Source organism: Streptomyces solincola (genome assembly GCF_002982015.1).
Classification (GTDB): Bacteria; Actinomycetota; Actinomycetes; order Streptomycetales; family Streptomycetaceae; genus Streptomyces; species Streptomyces solincola.
On the sequence record NZ_PVLV01000681.1, the window covers coordinates 1 to 1120 of the forward strand.

The 1120-nt window shown below is 73.8% G+C and carries 2 protein-coding genes; both read right to left on the bottom strand.

The annotated features are described in order from the left end of the window. Positions 1-757 (bottom strand): M20/M25/M40 family metallo-hydrolase (locus tag C6N75_RS29215; protein ID WP_146132714.1); only part of this gene is annotated, 757 nt, incomplete at its 3' end. Between the two features lie 10 nt (positions 758-767). Beyond that, positions 768-1120: PD-(D/E)XK nuclease family protein (locus C6N75_RS29220; protein WP_146132715.1), on the bottom strand; the 353-nt coding region annotated here is incomplete at its 5' end.

The following is a 1120-nucleotide window of genomic DNA, read 5'->3' on the forward strand; positions in this document are numbered from 1 at the left end:
GCACGGCCCCGGCCAGGACATCCACTCCGGCTCGTTCGGCGGCGGTGGCCGGGTTGGGGACGGCGCCGCCGAACGAGCCGGAGTGGATGTCCTGGCCGGGGCCGTGCAGGGTGATCTGGCATTCGGCGAGGCCGCGCATGCCGGTGCACACGGTGGGGGTGGTCTCGGACCACATGCCGGTGTCGGAGACGATGACGGCGTCGGCGGCGAGCCGGTCGCGGCGGGTTTCGACGAGGGCGCGGAAGTGCGGGGAGCCGGCTTCCTCCTCGCCCTCGACGAGCAGTTTGAGGTGGACGGCGGGCGTGGTGCGGCCGGTGGCGGCGAGGTGGGCCCGTACGCCGAGGGTGTGGAAGAGGACCTGCCCCTTGTCGTCGGCGGCGCCCCGGGCGTACAGCCGGCCGTCCCGGGTGACGGGGTCGAAGGGGTCGGTGTGCCAGCCGTCCTCGCGGGCGGCGGGCTGGACGTCGTGGTGGCCGTAGACGAGGACGGTCGGGGCGTCCGGGTCGTCGGAGGGCCATTCCGCGTAGACGGCGGGGTGGCCGCCGTCGGTCTCCCACACCTCGGCTACCGGGAAGCCGGTGGCGCTCAGGTGGCCGGCGAGCCATCGGGCGCTGTCCCGGACGTGTGCGGCGTGCTCCGGCTGGACCGATACGGACGCGATGCGCAGCCACTGGGCGAGGTCGTCGAGGAAGACGTCGCGGTGGCCGGATATGTACGTGCGTACGGTCTGGACGGCGCTGTCCGGGGTGGGGCTCATGTCCTTGAGCCTATCCGGAGCGGGCCGTAAGGCCGTGTGGCGTCCCATCCAGCAGGACGCGCTCCAGCGCGGCGCGGTCGGGCAGGGCGTCGGGGCGGACGACCTCGCCGGTGCGGACGTAGACGAAGGCGGCCGTGACGTCCTCGGGCGGCAGGCCGTGCTGCTCGGCCCAGGCAAGGCGGTAGACGGCGAGCTGGAGGGGGTCGGCGGTGCGGAAGCGGTTGGTCTTCCAGTCGACGATCTCGTACGTCCCGGTGTCCGGGTCGCGGTAGACGGCGTCGATGCGGCCCCTGATCACCCGGCCGGCGAGGGTCAGCTGGAACGGAGCCTCGACGCGGTACGGGGTGCGGCGGGCGTACGGGG